Source organism: Natrinema halophilum (assembly GCF_013402815.2).
Classification (GTDB): domain Archaea; phylum Halobacteriota; class Halobacteria; order Halobacteriales; family Natrialbaceae; genus Natrinema; species Natrinema halophilum.
On the sequence record NZ_CP058601.1, the window covers coordinates 3829093 to 3844992 of the forward strand.

Genomic DNA, 15900 nt, shown 5'->3' on the forward strand with positions numbered 1-15900 from the left:
GTGAGTCAGAGAAATGTATGCGAGGGCGGTTCGAATCAGGGAAGAGCGTCGCTCCGACCGTGGTTCGAACCCGCCCGAGCCCACTTCGATTCTGCGACGAACGGACGGAAAGAGGGAATTGTGGCGCGAGCGGCGTGTTCACAGCCCTATAAGTCGCGCGCAGTGAAGGAACACGTCTGATTTCGGTTCGAACCCGCTCGGGCCGATTACTGTCGCGAAAAATTTGATAGCGACAGCAACACGATCTGCTGGAGATTCGATCTGAACCGAGATTCTACGACCGGAATGAAGAGAATCTCGAGGTGTTTCGCATCCACTCGAAATCATCTACGGCTATCCGACCTCGTTGGCGTCGGCCGGACGCCACCGGTATAGACGGAACCTACCAGTGACCGATACCGGACAGCATTCCTTCGCAAGAGGGACAACCGGACACCATTCCTTCGCAAGAGGGTCAGTGTCTCTGTGGATGCACCACGAAAACGAACGTAAGCACTCGAGTCCTCGAGTCCGATCGGCGCGACTAATTAGCTACTATTCACGAATCAGACTGGTTCGTCCGAGAGTAGTCACTGCTTGAGACGCGCGACGTTCTCGCGGATCTGACCGAGCAGTCCCTCGCCCGATTCGGTCTGTAATGCGGCATGCAACGTCGAATTCTCCGGTTCGTCTTTGACGACGACCTGAAGATACGGCTCGAGTTGGTCGAAGTTGTCCGACAGGATGACGGTGTGATTATCCTCGTCGTGATCAACGACGCCCGCGTCGTCCAGTTTCGGGACGTGACACTGGACCGACGAGACGTAGACGCTTTTGTACTCGTTTTTCGCTACTTCATCAGGCGGAACGTCGTGTTCCCATCCCGCGACCGTTTCCGCTAACGTCGAGAGTTCGATGGGGTCTTCTCGCCCACGCAATGCATAAAGGAGGTAGCGACGCCGCCGGTTCGCCAGTAACTCGAGAATGGTGTCGGCGGAGAGTTCTTCCTCTGTTTGACTCGAGGCAAGTGCTTCCATAACACGATATTACCGTGCAGGGCGGAAAAGAGTGTCTTGAATATCCGATAATCCAACAGACTGTGGCCAATCATGTGTAAGCGTGATCGTATTCATAGTGTAACATCTGTTTCGAGTACCTTATGTGACGTTTCGTTGCACAGTGCCCTAATTTTGCGTGGCAGATAGAACGTATGTCACTTGGAGGTGTGTATCACATCTCGAGGGCGAGACGGCGCTCTCGATTCGAAATCCTTTTTTATACCATGGACGGAGAGTGGAGTAGGCCGCCTTAGCTCAGACTGGGAGAGCACTCGACTGAAGATCGAGCTGTCCCTGGTTCAAATCCGGGAGGCGGCATCATACTCACGGTTCAAATGCCCACGGAGCGGTGCGTGGGCAACCTCTCCGGATATTCCTCACGACCTATTCGTTAAACTCGACTCGGTACTCTCCCCGTCCCGCGCGGATCCTCAGATGAGGGCACCGACGTCACCAATGAGATGAAGACGGGGAGTCCCTTGCCGAGCGCTCAAGAATACGCTGTGCTCAAAGACCAGTACGTAATCACATAATCTACCATCGGCTCAAGTACGTCTCTGGGTACGTACTCGTGTACATGAATGAGTACGTCCACAAGTACGTGAGTACGTACATTCTTCCGAACGCTAGAATCCCCACTGGAGATCCGATATTGAGGTACTGATAGCGATCATGGTGAAAGAACGCGACCGGACTCATCATGCCGTGTTTTCAACTCAACGATCAGTAGAAGAACGCTCATTTGGATTCTGACGGTCCGTAGGTGTATACCTCCGGACTTTCGAATCGCGTATCTGGAATCCGGCGAGGTGCTTGGAGTCGATCAAAGATTTAAACAGAACCCATTAATCAAGACTCTGAACGCCAGTCGAATCTCCCTCTCCGAAATCAGCCGATTCTGACTGCGTCGGTTCGCGTTGTCGTTCGTCGTAGGCTTCACGCCATTCTTCGATGACTGGCCGGCTTCCAGCACCGTGCGGTGTGCGTCGCTGTCGAACTTGTATCAGTGCCGGCGTGTTCATCGCGTCACCAGACACGACCGCTTGCCCCGGGGTTAACCCGGGCAACTCTCGAAGTACGTCTTCGCCGGCGGCTTCCACGGAGTTTTTGATCGCATCCTGGTCATTCGGGTTCTTGATCTGCATTGAGATCTGCGTTCCGCACTGCGACAGAACGTCTTGGTCGATTTTCGACGGGCGTTGACTGATAATCCCGAGTCCGAATCCGAACTTGCGGCCTTCGGATGTGATCGTTCGCATGATCCCTAGCGATGGGGCTTCACCGGAGGCTGGAGCGAACCGGTGTCCTTCTTCGAACAAGGCGAAAATCGGATGCTCGATATCCGAGTCTCGGTCTCGCACGTCATCAAGTCGCTCTCGATACATCCGCCGGAGAAGAACGGTCGTGATAAGTTGCTGATCCCGCCGGTCCAACGTATCCATCTGAAGGACGGTGCACTGCCCTGGGTCCACGATTTCATCCAGCGGCACGTTCTCTTCAGGGTGGAAGAGATCATTTCGCTCGATAGACCGGCGGAGCCGCCACTCTAGTGCGCCGACGCTCGCGTCATCATCGCCGTAGATCCGCTCCATTTCACCGATCAGTTCATCAATCCCCCATGTTCGACTTTCCTGGCGTTGCATGGCCTGCCATGCCGTCGAAAGTCGCTCTTGCATCCGGTTGCTCGGATTATCCAAGATTGCCATGACATCGCCGATTTCCAGTTCAGAGATGCGAACGCGGAGCCGTTCCGGATCGTAGTACTCGATTTCTGGTTCATACCCATCTTCGCCCTGAAATGCCTCTTCACCCTGCATTTCTGCCAAGGTATCGTACTCACCGTGCGGGTCAAACACGAGCAGTGATGCGCGCGAGCTCGGACGCATCATCTCCTCGATCAGGACCGACGCTGTGTAGGATTTCCCGCTCCCGGTTGATGCGAGGATCGCTAGGTGTGTCGAAGCGAATTCTTCGATTGGAATGTATAGGTTTGTCGCCTCTGCCGGGCGATTCAACAGCCAGCCGACGTGCGCGACTCCGTCAAGTGTTGTGACATCTGTGCTGTCAGTTTCACAGCCGAGGTTCGGCAATACGGTTTCGAGTTGTTGATGCGGTGCGATCGACAGTGGTGTCCCCGGGTCAGGCAGCTGGCGAGGATTAGCGAACGTCGTCATATTCGTGTCGTAGTACCCGATGACCGTTGCTGTCAACCGGTACAACTCGGTATCATCAGTTGACACACCGAGTGTCGCTGCGACCGTCTCCGGCCCGACTTCCGGATCCGCAAGGAACCCTTCAGGAAGCCCTCGAATCAGTTCACGGTTCGTCACGCGAGCGAACACCGAGCGTGGCTCACCTTCAACCGAGACAGTGTACGTGATGAACTCACCGGTCTTGATCGACTTGTCTGATGGAGTTACGAACACGAATTCGTTCGGATCGTCACCCGGTCCAGCGACGGTTCCAACCACGTTTGATCGGTCAGCCATTAGACCACCCCTCGCTGTTCACGCGCTTGCCACTGTACGTTCTGTTCAACCACATCTAGTACTCGGTGGTTCGGATCGTCTTCCGGTAGCACCCCTCGCAACCGGTCGATTAGTGCGACGATGACCTCCGACCCGAGGTCACCAGCAATATCCAAGAGCCGATCCATGTACGCCAGCTGAATATGCTCATCGACGGTATGGAAGGAAACCGTGACCTGATCCGGACAGTGGAAGACGGTATCCTCAACTTCTAACGTCCACCGCGGCATTTGATGCGTTGGATTCTGTATTGTCCCGTCTTCGGCGATTTCTGCAGTACCGAGAAGCGCCACGCCAGCGAGCGTGGTGCGCTCTTCGATGTACCCCGGCGTGAATTGAGCCTGGTCGTCCTGCGCTAATCGCGGCCCGGTTCGCCCTTGATCAGGATCGACTAACTGTGTGTCGTAAATCACGCCAATGACTGCGTGCTCGGTTCCGTTGACGGTTTTTTTGATGAAGACTGGTTGCCCGAACTCGCGTTCGTGAAGTTCCGGTGGGCGATCACAGTCTCGTTCCTTGTAGACCTCGACGACGTAATCCAAGTGGCTGTTCGAGGACACGATACTGCCAATCCGAACGCACGAATCGAGATCCGGACTCTCTCCGTCAGGTGGTGTAGCTGTCATAGTTCCGTCTCCGTACTGTCGTCTGGTTGTCGCGCGGTGCATCCTGCTGGTGCGTGTGGGGTGTGGTGGTGAATCATCGTCGGCGAAGTTCCTTGCTTAGTGCTTTGGCGTCCCATTCCAGCGGCACGTCGTTCGATTCAGCCCAGCGTTGAACGACGCGCTGGAACTGTTGCCGGTCCTGATGGTCTAACACAGCGTCGCTGTCGGCCTGTTGGAGGATTTCGGGATAGCCACGTCCGATGCCTGCTTCTGCCCGGACAATGTCAACGGTGTACTCGTACATTGACTCGTACCCGTCGGGGCCGTTACTTCGGCACAGCCACCCGGGGAATTCGAGTCGGTCGAGTCCAGCGCCCGGCGGCACGTTCAGGTACGAGAACAAGATGTCATCGCGGAATTCGTACGCTTGACCGTTGTACGTTGTCTGCAACGCGTCGATGCTCCCATCTCGTTTCGAGATGAACGGGATTGTCGTGTCACCCCACGGGCTCATTAACTCTGTCAGGACGTGCGCATCTGGGATGACGCGATCTGTCCCGAATTCCTCGCGTAACAGGAGTCGCGTCATCTTCACGAGTTCAGTCGCGCTCGACCCTGCAACGTACCCGACCAGGGGGATTTCGTGGTGCTGACTCGCTGCAATAACTCGACTCAGCGTGGAGATGTATCGCTCTCGGGTTTCCGGCTTCAACGGGTTCGCAAACGATGCGATCAACGGCCCGTCGTAGAACACGACCGGCGTGTTGTCGATGTCACCTGCATCACGCGCGTCAGCTAACTCCGAGAGTTGGTCGATAAGTAGCTGTCCTTCGTGTTCGAACCGGTGATGGCCCACGAGTTGGGAATCCACAAACCGGTAGTCCCCGTCCTCTGATTCCTGTGTGACCTCGTCAGGCGTCAGGAGTCGCCCCTCAACACCGCGATCAAGCCTCCCTTCTGAGTGATGATGGTTGACTGCCCATGCCGCTTGGACGTACGCGAGCGGAACGTTGAATTGCGTTGTCGGCGGGAGTTGTGACCCATCGACAGCCATCACCGGCACGTCACGAATAATATCGCGCGCCCACTGGTTCACCTCCTCGTGATTTTCCCACCCGTCACTCTCCGGGTATGGGACGATGAGACTGTCCACGTCATCAAAATCGTCCGTTGGATACGCCCCCGGGTATGACGCGTCCTGAAGCGACGCTCGAATCTCCTCGCTTGTCCACTCGTCGGGCAACCGCTGAAACGCGTCTTGATACCGTTCTACAATCCCCGTATCGTCTTCGAGATACGTCTTAATCGTGTCAACGTTCGCCTCCAATTCAGACGCGACACCGCGTTTATCGATCGGCATTAATTGACCGACACCTCTGATGTCTGCCGGTCTTTCTCGATGGTGATCGTGTAGTCAGTCATCGAATCGAACGTCTGGTCGTGACTAATCACCGTGAGTTGTTCGAAGCTATCCAGCTGCTTGAGCTGGGTGACCAGATTCCGTTTCTTTTGCCGGTCGAGGTTCGCCGTCGGTTCGTCCAAGAACGCGATCCCCACGGACGCTAACTGTTCGAGAATAGCCAGCCGCACCGCAAGTGCAGCTGCCATCTTCTCCCCGCCACTCAGCGTCGAAAATGACTTTCGGACATCCGCATCGTGCACGACGATTTCGTAGTCGCTCGTCCACTCCAGCGTCTCAGCCGACGCGCCGCGAATCGACCGGAACAACTCATTCGCCCGGGACCCAATTCGGTCAGTGATGATCTCCCGCATTTTTGGTCCGGCCTCGCGGACGTTCTCCCGCACCCAGTCGGCGAACTGCTGATCCGCTTCCAGTTCCTTCAATTGCTGGAGCTTCTCCTGACGCTCCTCTAAATTCGTCTCCAGTTCTTCGATCGTTTCACGAACCGCCTCCAGGCTCTCCTTCTTATGCTCTAATGACCGCCGGTCACCTGCCAGTTCCTCCCGGAGTTCCTCGATGTCTGACTCCAGCGTCTCGAATCGCTCTTCATCGAACGACGCTTTCGTCTCCTCCAGTTCTGCCTCCGTCTCTTCGAGATTCGTTTCGAGGTCTGCAAGCTCGCTTTCCAGGTCTTCGACTCTCTCCTGCCGCTCTTCCACTTGCGACGCTTGCTGCTCGTGCTTGATATACGTTTGATGTGCCGACTCCGTTTCTTCCAGCGTTTCCTTGACTTCCTCCAACTCCTCATCCAAGCCCTCGAACTGCTCTAACTCGTCCTCGATCTCCGCCAGCGCCGACTGTTCCTCCTCTAATTCCGCTCGTTTTGCCTCCAACTCATCAGGGACATCAGCATGCTCCTTCACTCGGAATTCAGCAGTCTGATACTCGTCGTACGCCTCCTCCAAGTCATCTCGCTCGGCTTCGAGATCAGGGAGATCCGCCAATTCGTCTTCCAAGTCCGCTAACTCCGCCTCTGTCTCTTCCTTCTCGGCGCGCAGATCTTCGATGTCAGCTTCCAACGACTCGATTTTCTCCCGATGCACAGGGAGCTTATCAACACGCTGCTTGACCTCCCTCGCAGTGTCACGCCGCTCACGCAAGGCATCAAGCTCGTTGGCGAGTTCCTCACGTTCCGCTTCGATTTCCTCGATGCGGGCTTCACGCTGCTCAATCGTCTTCGACCGGTGATCCTCGTCTAACGGACGATCACACGTCGGGCACGGCGCATCAACATCCGTGTCACGCAACCGATCCAACTGCTCTTCAAGCCGCTCACGCTCGCTCTCAAGTTGCTTCCGGCTCGCCTCCCGGTCATTGATCTCCTCGGAGAGCGCTTCCGGATCCGTCGTCGCTTCCCACTCGTCCTCTATCTCCGCAATTATCTCCTCTTTGGCCTCGATTTCGCTCTCTTTCGATTCAATCTCCTCGGTCAACTGCTCGATTTCTTCCTCTAACGCATCGACGTCGTCCTTGCGGTCTTTCAGCGATTCAATACGGTCATCAAGTTCTTCATACCGCTCTTTCTCTTCTTCACGCGCCTCCAACGTCTCCCGAGAAGCCTCCAGTTCTTCCAAGTCCTCTTCCAGTTGTTCGACCTCGAATTCGATCGCCTGGATCGTGTCTTCTTGTTCGTCTCGATCCTCGATGAGAGCGTCGCGTTCGGTCTCTTGGTCCTCTAACTCGTCCTGTCGCTCGCGGGCCTCCTTGTACCGACGGTACCCCTCACGGTTTTCTTCGCACTTCTCCTGTGCCTCTTCAGCAGCCGCGAGTTCCTCCTTCGCCGTCCCCAAATTGTCTTTAGTCGAGTCGATGTCCCCTTCTAGCGACTCAACCTCCTGGTCAAGGCGGTCGATTTCCTCTTCAACAGCTTCCAACTCTTCGTACTCTTCTTCTTTCTCCGACAACTCGCCGGTTTTCCGTTCGATTCCGGCTTCAATTTCCTCAACGTCGTTGGCCAACGACTCCGCTTCCGCTCGCTCGTCCGGCAACCCCTGCACCTCGCCGGTGAGCGTATCGATATCCCTCCGAAGATCCTGCTGCCGACTCTCGATTGCGTCCGGCACGTCCTTGAGTGCCTCCCACGATTCCTCGTACGCGTCCAGATTCAGGAGCGCATCGAACGTTGCCTTGCGGTTTCGAGGTGTTTGCGAGAAGTCCGAGAGGAATCGCGTTTGGGGGACTCCGATGCTGGAACTCCAGAGACTGCTAAGCTCGTCTCCATCTTCAACATCGAAGCGCGCACACAACCAGTCCACCAACTGTGTCTTAGAATCGATGTCCTGATCGATCCACTCGTCAGAATCGGGATCATACCGGTGTACACCGTACTTCGACCGGCCGACCGACCGAACAACTTTGTACCTGTCCGTCCCGTTCTGCGTGTCCTGCTCAAATGTGACTTCGACCGTTCCTGAACTCGCACCTTCCCGCACGAACTCCTTGTTGTTGAACGGGAGCGAGTCGAACAGCGCGAATCCGATGGCCTCCTGAACCGTCGATTTCCCCGCGCCGTTCTCACCGAGAATCGCCGTCACACCGCCTTCGATCGGCACGACAGTCCGATCCTCATACGACTTGATGTCTTCCAACGCAACTTCCGTGATTCTCATTGCTCCACCACCTCCCCTGCCTCCGCCTCTCCGTCTGCTTCGTCGCCGTCTGTCGTGTTATCAGACGCTTCCTCGCCTGTGTTGGCATCGGCGAACGGATCTTCTTCAATGTCCAGCACGACGTCGTCTGTCAGTTCTGGGAACAACTCCTGACGCGCCGAACTCACCGAGTCACGAATGTCCTCGACGGCTTCGTCAGCCTGCGCCATCTGATGAGCGTTCCCCAACACGTCAGCGACATCGGCTGCGTGGTCATCGTAGATTGATTCCTTCGCAATCGTCTCGAAAACGCGGTTTTCTAAGGCAGCCGTGTTCAACTGCCCATCCTTGAACACTTCATCCTCATCGATCTCCGAGAGGAGTTGCTGCACGTTCGCCGTCCGAATCCCCGTATTCACCTGCACGTACAACGCATCGCACGCCTCTTCCGCCCACTCTGCAAGTTCATCCGTCCGGAAATCCCCACGGCTAAACTGCAACGTCCCCGTGAACCGAAGGTCGATAATCGGTTCTCGCGGCTCGCCTCGTGCCGTGAACTCGTCCTGACTACAGTACTCTGTTATCGCAGCCTGCTCGTCCCGGACGTGGTTCTGAAACGCGGTTTCGAGATCGCCCGGAGACTCATACGCGGTAACATCGAATTCAATCCGGTAGTACGGCCGTCGCTTCGTCGGATGGTGCTCCGCATCGAAATCAATCGCATCACCACCAGCCTCGGATCCTCCGGCGTCGAGTGCGACCGAGCAGTAGCCGTGGTCCCACTCAGACCGCCCTTCCCGCGTGTTATGCGCTTCCGGCGACCCGGGATTGTAGATCCACCCGCCCGACTCGTACCGCTTGTGAATGTGCCCGAGCGCCAGGTAATCCACGACATCCTTCACATCTCGTAGTTCGCCATGGGTTACTGTCCCGCCGAGCGTCGGCACCTCGTCTTCAATTCCGAAATGTGCCAGTAACACGGTCCACGCCGGCTCACCATGCATCTCATTCGTTTCCTGAATCCCCTTCGCCACCTGCTGGAGCGCCTGGTCCGTCTTCGCGCCGCGCCACTGCAGGCCGAACACGCGAATCGGTCCGTCTACGTCCGCGGCATCAATATCATAAAACCCTGCAGACTGTCCCGGCTCTTCCGGATCGTACGGGTTGAGCCACGCTGTCTCGGGATCCGCATTCAGGTTGGCTTGCAAAAACACGATATGTCCGCGCTGATGAAGGTAATTCAGCCACGTCACGTCACGCGGCGTCAGATTCTCGTCGTGGTTACCGCGCGAGACTAACACCGGTACCTCATCGGGGATCTGTTCGAGTTCCTGTTCGATCTGATGCAGGATCTTCGGGCGCAAATCCCGTGAGTGGAACAGGTCACCCGGTAACAGAATCGCATCCGTCCCGCGCTCTTCAATCATCTCTTGGAACGCAGCACGCGTGGTCGATACCATATCGTCCTCGCGTTGTTTTAACCCGTATTGTCGATGGCCGAGGTGCGTATCAGCAATGTGTGTAAGTGTCAGCATGATCAGTGTGTTGTGGAGGGTACTTGTTCAGCCAAGCGTGCTACCAAATCACGGGCCTGAAAGTATGTGACTACGTGTAACCGGACGACTATTAAACACCATCCAACCAGAGTGGAAGTGAAGTAAAGACGACAGACAATCGTCAACCGCGCTCGTGACGCCGTCAAACAAGGCCGCAAAGACGAACTCGGCTTCTTCATGATCACCCAAAATCCCGAAGACATCGACGGCGACATCTTCAAACAAACCAACACCAACATCTTCCTCGGGCCGTCGAAGTCCACGGCCTTCCCTACTGCCTCACCCAACACAGCAACTGAGGCTAAGCAAACCGTCATTTAATGGATAGAATTAAATGACTATTCTGCCACATAACGCAGTATGAAACGGGTCCCCGTCTCCTCAAGTAACCCCAGTAGTGTTGGGTATGATGAGTCGAATCAAGTTCTAGAGATTGAGTTCCACGGTGGAAGAGTCTACCAGTATTTCGATGTCCCCAAACGAACTCACCAGGAACTCATGAACGCCAATTCGCACGGGAAATACTTCCATCAGAATATCGAAGATAAATACCGATACGATCAGATCAAATAATGCGTATCAATTTAGTCCGTGTCCAAGATCCCCGAATCGAGAGGGCGGAGCCGTGAGTGACGGATGGACACACGTTTCACGACTCTCAGTTGAGAACATCGGGAAATTTGAGGATTTAACACTCCAGCTGACCCCGTTCACACTCTTGGTGGGCCCTAACGACGCTGGAAAAACTACTCTCTTGGAGGCATTACAGACTGTATGCGATCATTCGAGTCTGGACATTAAGCAGATCCGGCGTGATATGGCACGAGACACCGGAAGAGCACCCGACGCCTCAATCGAGGCGATCATTGAAAACCCGCCGGACGATCTGGCAGATCGTGCCAATCTTGAGCATGGCGATGCTGCAGGGCTGAAGATGGAATGGGAAGTAACTGGAGATTCAGAAGAAGATGTCTATTTGGAGTCCCCAGACCACTATCTCAGAGAGCGGGTTCCCGAAGATGAGCGGCTCCACGAATGGGACTATTATGCGGATGGCGAAAAGGAGATTCTGAAGGATTACGATATTGAGCCAGGAAGCAACGCTGATGAGCGGGAAGAACAGTTCGAGGAATTGAAGGCTGAGATCCTTGAAAATCCCGAAGACACCTGTCTTGATTGGATATCTTGCGGAACCAGAGAATTCGGTCGTTTAGCTCCAGCCAGTGAGCAAATCGATACCGAGGATGTAGACAGTCCAATCAAGTTACTCTCAAAACTACTCCGTCAAGAAACCAAATCGTTCCTCTATGCCGAGGATGAGGATGGTGAGAAGAGTGGAGTTGATGAGCTTGTCGAAATTGAAGAACAGGCGACGGATGCGCTTAATGAACGACTCGAAAGTCTTTCCGACAGGATGGTGCGATACCTCCCCGGTCTGGACCAGATCACAGTAGATCCTGATTGGAGTTTTGTCAACGGGGCAGATCTCTCTAATATCGTGCTTCGCCGGGATGGTGAACAGATCCCGCTTCAAGAACTGGGTGGGGGAACTAATGCCCGCTCGGCCCTCTCAATGCTTGAATGGAGCGCAGAGGCCAATGAAGGAAAAGGATCTGTCATCCGGACGATGGATGAACCGGATCACCGGCTCCATTTTGACGTCCAACGGAGGCTGATCAATCTTCTCCGGAGTGATATCTCGGGTGAAGATAGTTATCTCTCCCAGTGTATCGTCTCGACTCATAGTTTGATTATGGTCGATGGTACTCCCTTACATGAAGTAGTATATCTCCCTGAAGAAGTGAATACGAACGACGAAAGGGCTCCGCTAGTTTCGAAAGACGAGGCAGAGGCTGAGGATTTCATGGGCAACATCATGGCCGGTTTGGGCCTTTCTGCTAGCTGGGTCTATCTCGAACGAGCGATGATTGTCGTAGAGGGGGCAACTGAACACAAATATATCGAAGAACTATACCACCAAGTCACTGGTAGCACCCTCGTAGAGGATGGCGTCCAAGTCTGGGATAGTCAGGGGTGTGGTCATATCGTAAAAACCCTTGAGCGCCTTCAGGACAGTGGACGAGCACGAACGTTCGTTATCCTAGATTCCGACGCAAAAGAGCGAACCTATTCTGAAGATACTCTTGAGGACCATCTTGAAGAGATGTACGAAGTCGGCGGTTCGGAACCAGAACTCGTCTGGGTCGGTGACAAGGAACTTGAAGACACGTGGGAGAAAGACGACTTAGCCCGACTCGCTGAAGAACATTGGCCACGTGCAGATGGCAATGACTGGGATGAAATCCATTTCCAGTCAATAGACGAGGCAGAGAAACCAAGTGGAGAAATCGTTAACATCATTCAAACTGGTTGCGCGCGGAATATCCAAGACTGCCCCAGTGTGACTAAACCAAACATCGGGCTTAAGATGGGGAGATTAGACAGCGTGGAACACCCAACCGAGATCATCGATATCATGCAACACGTGCATGAATACTGTAACCAAAACTGAGAGGTTAGCGTGGCGTGTCTCGTCAGTCGTGATGTTTCGAGTTAATGTCGGTTTGAGGGGCCAGTCTGCGAGCGAAATCCCACCGCGGCACAACGTCCGGCTTGCTCATCTGTGAGCGTTACCTCCGCTGCGTAATATAGGTGCGGAGTTCTGCGGCCGCGATGATCGGCAACGGCGTCGTATAATGCCTCTTAGAAGATCGCATCGGCATCACTCTCTGTCCAGTTCGTATCGTAGCTTGAGAACACTGCGGCGTCGAAGACACAGGGGAGCACATCGGCTGTTGAACAGCCGTCTTGAACGATGTCCATGATGAAGTGGTAATACTCCGGGGTGCTGAGTCCTGACCCGGAAACGTGGTAGGGAAGATCAAAGTTCTTGTTCAGCCACTTCGTGATACGAGAGTCGAGTGGAATCTCGAACCTTGTCAGACCGAGAATCTGGAGGATGTTCCGCGCTTGCTTTGACCCCACCCTGTGGAGTCCATCACCAGCGAGTCGCTCGGACAGGTAAGTCGCTGCTTCACGCTCCGTTCCCGGATCGCCGGCTTTCGGCTCTCGCGTTCGTGCCTCCCGTAACAGCTCTAGTTCACTCCACAGTTCGTCCCACCCTCCTGAGTCCAGTCGTTCGAGATTCGTCTCACATGCGTCACCGATGTTGTTGTAGTACCGAATCCCTCCGTGTTCTTCGAGCGTCTCGGAAACGAATCCACTGACGTCATCCACATTCCGACACTGGCCGAGACCCACTGTCTCAATTTCGTTTTTCAGAAATTTGGAGACGTGACTGTCCGGTCCCGAGCGCTGCTGGGAGGTGAGTAGTGCTGCGAGATGCGCATTCCAGAACTGATCCGGAGTGAGTTCGATCTCGGCTTTGTTCACGTTCTGTTCCCGTCGTTTCTGCACGAACGGGTCGTCTTCTTGATCGGAGATGATCTCAAGAACGTTGCCGATCTCCTCGTCTGAGAACGTCCACTCGACCTGAGCCATACGCATCCGTCTTATGTACCGCCGAAAAATCTGTTGAGGATACTTTAACTCCAGTAGCGTGATTCCCACAGGAACTTTCTGCCTTCTCTGAGCAATCAGGTGTATGGAATCGGGAAAGAAATCGTTAGAAGAACTGACGACAGCAGGGGTGTTCCATGTTCCGGAGTACCAGCGGTACTACTCGTGGACCGAGCCGGAGTGGGACGACCTCTGGACTGACCTCTACACGCTACCTCCGGACAAACAGCACTACTTCGGGACGATCATCATCCAGAAGACGGACGAAACGGAAAGCGGCGGGAGTACTGGTGGATACGGCTCTTCCAGAGAGAAACCGATCAACCTCCTCATCGATGGCCAACAGCGCCTCACCTCACTTGCACTGCTGGTGCGCTCAATGACGGAGTGTCTGGAAGAGATCGCACCGGAGACGGATCACGAGGCCGAGATACTCGGTGACGTCGAAGAGATGCGCGAGACGCTTCTCATTGAGGACAACATCTACCAGCTCCAATTACTTGACGAGGAGGACAACAAGTATCTCGAATGGCTGCTTACCGGGCACGACGTTCACGAACCGGAGCGCCCGTCCCAGCGGAAGATGATCGAGGCGAAGGAATACTTCGACGAGCAACTCGATGATCTCACTGCGTCCCCTGATGTTAATCCTGTAGACGTCGCCACCGAACTCAAGCAACTCTGGGAGACCATCCTCGAACTCGAACTGATGGTGTACGTCGTTGACGCAGCCAACCCGGAGAAGGCGACACTCATCTTCGACAGCGTCAACGACCGCGGCCGGTCACTCTCAACGTTCGACAAGACGAAGTCCTTCCTGATGCGGATGGCATACCTCGCTGCTGACGACGAAGGTGAGGCCCAAGCCACCATTCGCCGCATTCGGCAGTCCTTCGGAGAGATGTACAACGACCACCAGACGATGCTGGAGTCACCGTACGTCACCGACATCAGCGACGATGCGGTTCAACGGTACCACTTCATCTCGTACTTCGACTGGTCGAACTCCGACGAGTACAGCGATCCCGCCTTCCTCACCGAACTGAAAGAACACGTTCGCACGCTTCGAAGGGAAGACCCTCAAGCGTGCTTGGAATACATCCGCAACTACACCAACAGCTTGGAGCGCGGGTTCAACGCGTTAGCGAAAGTACTCGACCGTACTGGCGACGACGACATCTCGACGCTTGTCCAGCGGATACATCGCCTGCGTCATGCGACGAAGTTCTACCCGTTGCTCCTCAAAGCCTAGCCGAACCTCGATGAGGACGGGAGACAGGATCTCCTGAACGCAATTGAGACGTACATCTTCCGCGTCTACTCTATTGGGAACCATCGGAGCCACACCGGTGAATCCAGCCTTTACGTCCGCACTCGGAACCTCAGCAAGGACAGCCCTGCCGATGTCTGGGTGAGCAAAGTCGTCTCCCTGATGAATCGATACGAGGACGACTCACAGTTCCGACGGTCACTGTCCGCTGCTGACCTCTACTCGAAAGCAAGCTCACAGGATCTCCGGTACCTCTTCTACTTCTACAACGAACACCGAGCTGACGAGAAGGGTGAACGTGGGGGCCCGACGCTCTCGGAAGCAATGAGTAACGAATACACGGTCGAACACATCTGGCCACAGAGTCCTGACGGACTCCCTATCGAGGATGCCGACGAGTATTCTAGTCCCGAAGCTCGATATGACGCATATGTTCACCATCTCGGAAACCTCACATTGGCGAGCAGATCGTGGAACTCGAAGTGGGGAAATGCTGCGTTCGAGACAAAGCGCGACGACGGGTATGTAGAGTCGAAGCTCTGGGTGCAATGGGACATCCAAGACAACTACGACGAGTGGTCCGTCGCAAATATCGAGGACCGCGAGAAGGCGATAATCGAGTTCGTTCTCGAAGAATGGGCGACCCCTGAGACACGCCTTGGCGGCGTTGAAGAACCTGCAGACGCCATTGACCGACTCACGACGGAGGAGCAGTTCGTCCTCAAGGCACTCCGCCAGAACACCGGTGGCGCGGTTCGCCGTGTCATCCATGGAGATGTGTGCGAACTTTCCGATTCACCGTTTGACGATCCAAACTCGAACGGTACAGAACGAAACGAGGTGGGTTCGATTCTGAGTCGCCTCCAAAACGTCGGTCTCGCTGAGCAGAACAAGCATACCTGGTCACCCACCGACGAGGCGCTTTCAGTGGAGGCTCCTACCTAACGTTCGGTTTCTTCAATCCTTCTAAACCTCGCACTCCGAATTTTCGTTGGTGTCTGTGATCGGTGTGGTGGACTATGTGCCCCTGCCCTGAATCCACAGTGTCACCAGCACGGAACAACGAATCGCTGTAGAGACCCCACACGAGACTCAAGCAACGGGGTTTCTCTAGCAAAGACACTTGCCCGACTGAACAGATGATAGGGAGTGATATATCGCCGTTGTCAAAGCTAAGCGGCGCTACACTGCTCCCCGTCGGTTTAGTTACTGTAGCGTCATGGGTGGCGTATGAACTTGTGGCTCGTGCCTGTCGACGAAGCGTCTTTCCAGCGGACACTTGCTAAGCCAATCGACCTGTCGGACTGGGATGACCGGCCCGACACATTCCCCGAG

General features: G+C 55.0%; 11 protein-coding genes and 1 tRNA gene. 5 read left to right on the forward strand and 7 right to left on the reverse strand.

Annotated features, from left to right (window positions below):
* Positions 1–569 precede the first annotated feature (569 nt).
* On the reverse strand, positions 570–1016 hold the full coding sequence (locus HYG82_RS39230; protein ID WP_179263332.1) for a DUF7344 domain-containing protein: 447 nt from the start codon (positions 1014–1016) through the stop codon (positions 570–572).
* 265 nt (positions 1017–1281) lie between these two features.
* On the opposite strand from HYG82_RS39230, the gene HYG82_RS39235 reads away from it, so the two are divergent.
* Positions 1282–1355 (forward strand) — tRNA-Phe (locus tag HYG82_RS39235).
* Positions 1356–1882: 527 nt separating this feature from the next.
* Here HYG82_RS39235 and HYG82_RS39240 read toward each other — a convergent pair.
* The 5 genes from HYG82_RS39240 to HYG82_RS39260 form a co-directional block, all read right to left on the reverse strand.
* Positions 1883–3526 (reverse strand): ATP-binding protein, encoded by a 1644-nt coding sequence (locus HYG82_RS39240; RefSeq protein WP_179263334.1) that lies wholly within the window; start codon positions 3524–3526, stop codon positions 1883–1885.
* Positions 3526–4191 (reverse strand): DUF8166 family protein, encoded by a 666-nt coding sequence (locus HYG82_RS39245; protein WP_235217751.1) that lies wholly within the window; start codon positions 4189–4191, stop codon positions 3526–3528. Before HYG82_RS39245 ends, HYG82_RS39240 begins: the two co-directional genes overlap by 1 nt.
* Positions 4192–4264: 73 nt before the next feature.
* A complete protein-coding gene (locus HYG82_RS39250; RefSeq protein ID WP_179263336.1) occupies positions 4265–5530 on the reverse strand; it encodes a DNA double-strand break repair nuclease NurA in 1266 nt (421 codons plus the stop codon).
* Complete coding sequence (locus HYG82_RS39255; protein ID WP_179263337.1) at positions 5530–8241, reverse strand: AAA family ATPase; 2712 nt, start codon at positions 8239–8241, stop codon at positions 5530–5532. The genes HYG82_RS39250 and HYG82_RS39255 overlap by 1 nt, the downstream gene beginning before the upstream one ends.
* Positions 8238–9755 carry a metallophosphoesterase family protein gene (locus HYG82_RS39260; RefSeq protein WP_179263339.1) on the reverse strand — a complete coding sequence of 506 codons (1518 nt, stop codon included), beginning with the start codon at positions 9753–9755 and terminating at the stop codon, positions 8238–8240. The genes HYG82_RS39255 and HYG82_RS39260 overlap by 4 nt, the downstream gene beginning before the upstream one ends.
* A gap of 381 nt (positions 9756–10136) precedes the next feature.
* Between HYG82_RS39260 and HYG82_RS39265 the strand changes: the two genes are divergently transcribed.
* Both HYG82_RS39265 and HYG82_RS39270 read left to right on the forward strand, forming a co-directional pair.
* Complete coding sequence (locus HYG82_RS39265; protein WP_179263341.1) at positions 10137–10349, forward strand: KTSC domain-containing protein; 213 nt, start codon at positions 10137–10139, stop codon at positions 10347–10349.
* 52 nt (positions 10350–10401) lie between these two features.
* Positions 10402–12288: an ATP-dependent nuclease gene (locus HYG82_RS39270; protein ID WP_179263343.1), complete on the forward strand. Its 1887-nt coding sequence runs from the start codon at positions 10402–10404 to the stop codon at positions 12286–12288.
* A 191-nt stretch (positions 12289–12479) separates the two neighbouring features.
* Here the strand turns inward: HYG82_RS39270 and HYG82_RS39275 are convergent, their stop codons facing one another.
* Positions 12480–13277: a hypothetical protein gene (locus HYG82_RS39275; RefSeq protein WP_179263345.1), complete on the reverse strand. Its 798-nt coding sequence runs from the start codon at positions 13275–13277 to the stop codon at positions 12480–12482.
* 103 nt (positions 13278–13380) lie between these two features.
* Between HYG82_RS39275 and HYG82_RS39280 the strand changes: the two genes are divergently transcribed.
* Together HYG82_RS39280 and HYG82_RS39285 are read left to right on the forward strand one after the other, a co-directional pair.
* Positions 13381–14547, forward strand: coding sequence for a DUF262 domain-containing protein (locus tag HYG82_RS39280; RefSeq protein ID WP_218834188.1), 1167 nt, complete (start codon positions 13381–13383; stop codon positions 14545–14547).
* A 180-nt stretch (positions 14548–14727) separates the two neighbouring features.
* Positions 14728–15510 carry an HNH endonuclease family protein gene (locus HYG82_RS39285; RefSeq protein ID WP_218834189.1) on the forward strand — a complete coding sequence of 261 codons (783 nt, stop codon included), beginning with the start codon at positions 14728–14730 and terminating at the stop codon, positions 15508–15510.
* The last annotated feature ends 390 nt before the right edge of the window (positions 15511–15900 follow it).

Excerpts from the sequence above, each read along its gene's own strand:
- HYG82_RS39230 (WP_179263332.1), bottom strand. The coding sequence starts at position 1,016 with ATGGAAGCACTTGCCTCGAGTCAAACAGAGGAAGAACTCTCCGCCGAC.
- HYG82_RS39240 (WP_179263334.1), bottom strand. The coding sequence starts at position 3,526 with ATGGCTGACCGATCAAACGTGGTTGGAACCGTCGCTGGACCGGGTGAC.
- HYG82_RS39245 (WP_235217751.1), bottom strand. The coding sequence starts at position 4,191 with ATGACAGCTACACCACCTGACGGAGAGAGTCCGGATCTCGATTCGTGC.
- HYG82_RS39250 (WP_179263336.1), bottom strand. The coding sequence starts at position 5,530 with ATGCCGATCGATAAACGCGGTGTCGCGTCTGAATTGGAGGCGAACGTT.
- HYG82_RS39255 (WP_179263337.1), bottom strand. The coding sequence starts at position 8,241 with ATGAGAATCACGGAAGTTGCGTTGGAAGACATCAAGTCGTATGAGGAT.
- HYG82_RS39260 (WP_179263339.1), bottom strand. The coding sequence starts at position 9,755 with ATGCTGACACTTACACACATTGCTGATACGCACCTCGGCCATCGACAA.
- HYG82_RS39265 (WP_179263341.1), top strand. The coding sequence starts at position 10,137 with ATGAAACGGGTCCCCGTCTCCTCAAGTAACCCCAGTAGTGTTGGGTAT.
- HYG82_RS39275 (WP_179263345.1), bottom strand. The coding sequence starts at position 13,277 with ATGGCTCAGGTCGAGTGGACGTTCTCAGACGAGGAGATCGGCAACGTT.
- HYG82_RS39280 (WP_218834188.1), top strand. The coding sequence starts at position 13,381 with ATGGAATCGGGAAAGAAATCGTTAGAAGAACTGACGACAGCAGGGGTG.
- HYG82_RS39285 (WP_218834189.1), top strand. The coding sequence starts at position 14,728 with ATGAATCGATACGAGGACGACTCACAGTTCCGACGGTCACTGTCCGCT.